General features: G+C 41.3%; 3 protein-coding genes. All 3 read right to left on the reverse strand.

Annotated features, from left to right (window positions below; all coding sequences use genetic code 11):
* Positions 1-106: 106 nt before the first annotated feature.
* Positions 107-913, reverse strand: coding sequence for a DUF6270 domain-containing protein (locus FMM72_RS16790; RefSeq protein ID WP_162222095.1), 807 nt, complete (start codon positions 911-913; stop codon positions 107-109).
* Between the two features lie 59 nt (positions 914-972).
* Positions 973-4260: a glycosyltransferase family protein gene (locus FMM72_RS16795; RefSeq protein ID WP_162222096.1), complete on the reverse strand. Its 3288-nt coding sequence runs from the start codon at positions 4258-4260 to the stop codon at positions 973-975.
* A 22-nt stretch (positions 4261-4282) separates the two neighbouring features.
* A partial coding sequence (locus FMM72_RS17055; RefSeq protein WP_207710372.1) for a hypothetical protein occupies positions 4283-4491 on the reverse strand: 209 nt, incomplete at its 5' end.

Genomic DNA, 4491 nt, shown 5'->3' on the forward strand with positions numbered 1-4491 from the left:
GGGGGGGGGTAACACTCTAAATCTAACAAAATTATGTCCTTGTTTTTGTTCCAGCTCACTGGAACAAATACTTGCATACATATCCATCACTTCCATCACCATAAGATTACACTTCACCAATGTCCAAATGAAGCAAGGCATATAATTGCTTCATTACAGCCTCGTAATATTGCTTCTGAAAATGCATTGGCGCAAGGCCCCATTTATGACCGGCATCCGCTTGAAAATTTTCAGAAATTGCGATCCGTTGAATCCCTGGTAAAGTGTCTACTATTGTTTTATAAAGATAAGAAAACATCTCATTTTTTCTATCATTGTTCCACAGATGATAAATGGGAAAGCTCCTGCTTATTCCGTTTTCATCCAAATACCGATTCGAAAAATAGACTTCATGCAAAATGATTTGATCTGCACGGTAAACTTTTTTTAATTGGAAACAAAATGTTTGCAACTTTCGAATGATGGACTCGCGCCCCATCTTCCAGTCCGGCACCCTATGCAGAAAAAACGGAGGCGCGAGTTCCCATTTATAGAATTTTCGCTTATCCAGCAGCAACGGCTGCTTTAAATATCCACTTACTGCCAATTCGTTGGAGTAAGTCACCACTGAATCACCAATTTTTGCCAACGGATAGCGTTCATCAATTAGGTCAAGCAACAATACTTCCCCTGGCTGGCTACCTAATATTTCAAATACGTCCTTACGGAAATCATGCAGCACCATTTGTTTTTGAAAATTAGATGAGATTTGAAGTTGCTGGGGATCAATACCTACAGGCGTTGCAACAGACGAAAAAATAGATTGCCGGGCAAAATATTGCAGCAGATTAAAATGTTTTTTATGATCAAACTCCAACATGTCCCGGCTAACGCAACTTCCAAATATATTAATGTCTATTTTCTGTTGCTGCACAGTTCTTCCTCCATAAAATTCAGCCTGCAAGCTTGACTTTTATAAATACAAGGATTTCATTATGAATCTAATATCAATTGCAACTCGCGATCTATGGTATACGGTTTTGAAGTCTGAGATCGTACACGTTTAGCCGCACTCTCAGATAAGCGCAGGAACAGTTTCGGATCCTCATACAGCCGTTTGATAGCATCCGCCACTGCTTGCGGATCTTCGCCCGGAACCAGAACCCCACAACTCTCATCCACAAATTCCGGAATCGCCGATACATTATTGGCAATGGGTACTAAGCCGGAGGACATTGCCTCGTCCCTCGAAACTCCGTGTGAATCCCATCTGGTCGTTGCAATAAAGACCCCATACTCTTTATGCAGTTCGGCAATTTTGTCTTGGGTCAAAAACTGCTCATGCAGATGAACATTTTTATATTTTCTCAGCGCCGCCGTATCTTCTTCAAACTGGATACCGCTTCCATACAAGCTAAATTCCATATCTTTGAAGCAGGGGACTTTTGAGAGCGCCACAATCGCATTCATTGTTATATCATTTGCATATTTCCTACTGGCATAGGGTTTGATGGACAAAATTTTCTTCCTCTGCTCCGCTGTTTTGGGGATATACTGAAACATATCCGTATCAATGCAGTTATGAATAACAGAATACTGTTCAGGCCTCAAAGTGATATTATTGTCTTCCATAACTTCATCTGCAAAATACTGTGAGACAAAAACAAAATGGATCGAGTTCTTCTGTTTTGCTGTTTCAAATACTTCTTTCCAAAACGCCTGTCGGACGACAGAAGCGGCTTTTCCCTCTTCCAGTTCCTTCTCTGTCATGAAATTATATTCCCGACGCCACCAAGGCTGGAGCTCTGCCCCATGTGCCCACACTATTAATTTAATGTTTTCTAAATAGTGCTTAAGTACTCCCCACATTGTTTCATCCAAAAAATGAACACAAACTGTATGGATCTTACCTTTTTCCAGGGCTAACGCAAGCTGCTCTGCATGGCCTTCCATCACATTGATTCCATCAAATTCACGGTATCCTGGATTTGCATATAGATTGACACGCATAACATCAAAGGCATGACCAGCCTGTTTATAGCAAAGCATACGTTTATGGACAAACATATTTCGATACAATTGATCTTGCTGCGGATAGTGATTGGTTACCACCAGTACGTCTGAGCGTGTCAACAGAACCGATTGTCCATCTCCTGCGGCTATCTCGCCCGCGCTGATGTCCTGTATAACACCTTTCCCCTTTCCACGCAAACGCAGCCCAAATGCTGCATAATGTGCCTGTGGAGGGACTTCCAACTCCACCCGTGTATTTGGCCTTGGATAGGCAGGGCTGAGTTTCCGTCCCTTGATATCGTAAAAAATACAGGTACAGATCGTTTCCAAAGACCCAGAAAGTCGGAAACGTACCGGCAGTTTTCCATTAATCAAATGGGGCTGGATTTCATATCGCTTATTCATCATGACATATCGAAATTCCTGTTGTGGCAGTTCACTTTCGATATCCAGCAGATGTCCATTTATTTGGTAATGAATTTCAGAAGGCGGATTGCTTTGTTTGATAATCTCATCAGCAGAAATCACCAGTCCAGGAACCGTCTCCTGAGATTTAATATTTTCTGCTGCTTTCTCTATATCGCGCAAAGATAATCCCTGATCTGATATTTTGAGATCATCAACCTCAGCACAACTTTCATTCTGACAATTCTGGCAATATTGGAACTCATCAATTCCAAACAAATGCTCGCCCTCAAATTGCCCGCCCTTGCTTACCTGTGCCAATGTCTTTTCGGCCAGCAGCGCACGCGAAAGAATTGATTGTGCGGCACTTAATTCAGTGGTATTCGTGTAGGGGGTTCCTCCGTCTTTCCAAAGAATCTCACTTTCCTGCATTACAGCATAGCGTACTTTCCCAACGCCGTCGTATTGTCCATAGCGTAACGTCAGCGCCAAGTCTGTTAAATAATATTCACCGTAATAGTCATTTGGATCCATACAGGCGTAGTAGTCCGTCTCAAGGTTCCCACACAACGTCTCCTCAGCCTGCTGTTGATTTAATAAGTGTATTCTATCAGTTTCCTCACCTGCGATCTGTCCAATTAAAGTCAGTCGGCAATTTTTATATTTCTGACGTTCAAACATCCAGCGTACACGTTCAGCCTGTTCTGTTGTATTGCAATATGCCAACACGTTGATTGCCGGCTGAGCCTGAAGCAAGCTTTTTCCAAATACCTTTTGTACGATATAATCAAGCCTATCTTCATACAGGTGTTCGGACAGTACCTTTCTGAGCCCCAAAAGGCGGTATTTTTTTGCTATAACATCATCTTCACAATAAGAGGACAGTGTTTTCTCCAAGGTTTCAGCATCATCTGTACTGATCGTAAGATCACCAAAATAGTTTTTGATTCCGCGTGAATAATTACCCACAGTTACAGTATTTGATGCCATCATCTCAAAGGCGCGGCGTGCAAACATGGTCTGGGACTGTTGGATCGAATTCATGTTGACACCATATCGATACCCTTTATACGCAATATCGATTTCGCTGGGGTCTAACTTACCCAGTATATATGGATTATATTTCTCCGGAAAGGCGTGTTCCGGCAATGCGCTTTGATAATTGCGGTCAAATATATCAAAGCCATGTGTACGGATAAATACATCTGAAAACCGGTCAAATACCTCTGCACGCTTTTTATAGCGGTGATAATATGCGCCTGCAAAGCAAAACTTATCCTTGCGTTCAAATTTTTCAATTGGATTATGAATTTTAGGTTGTGCGGCAAAATGGAGATGATAAACCCGATCATGATGCAGCTCGGCTTTATATTTTTCAATGCAATCGATATCTGTTGTAAAAATTACGTCGGCCATACGGGCAGTGGTCATAAAGCTGTCTGTATAAACCGGATCCTCTTTATTCCAGAATACGATTGGGATCTCCTTTTGCTGACAATAACTCGCCAGTTCAAAAATCTCCTTGCTTCCTCGATCGACTTTTCGATACCAAAGGTTGTCCTGTCCCTGCCAGGCGGATTCTATAAATAAAAGGTCGGGTAAAAATTCCTCTATTTGCTGTTGCCAATGTTCAGGTGTCAGCTGCTTCAATTGACATTCCGGTTTATAACTGTCGTAACTGAAGCGATCCATAATGCATGCTATCCGCAAAGCCTTTAAGCTGGTCGCCCTCAATGGAAACTTTTTATCTGTAGCTTCTTTGGCCTCGGCAACCTTATAATTACCTTTTTTTAATAATCCGCAAATATAATCTCTACGTTCTTCCAAAAGTTGAATGGTTTTATCTAAAACATGATAATCCATCTTTTTCTCTCAACCCTCCACATTAAAGTATCGATCTGATTTTTTTCAGCAAACGATATGCTTTTAATGCTAGTTTTCCATACCAGGTATCCGTAATTTTCGAAAACTTCCGTCGATATTCTGCATTTTCGCGTTTTAAATAATCATTTTGTATCTCTAAACGTTGTATTGATTTTTTCAAATCTTTTAACAAATCAATTTCGCCATTAATGCTCTGCACCTGGTCAGACA

It is taken from the genome of Anaerotruncus colihominis (assembly GCF_010206195.1).
Classification (GTDB): domain Bacteria; phylum Bacillota; class Clostridia; order Oscillospirales; family Ruminococcaceae; genus Anaerotruncus; species Anaerotruncus colihominis_A.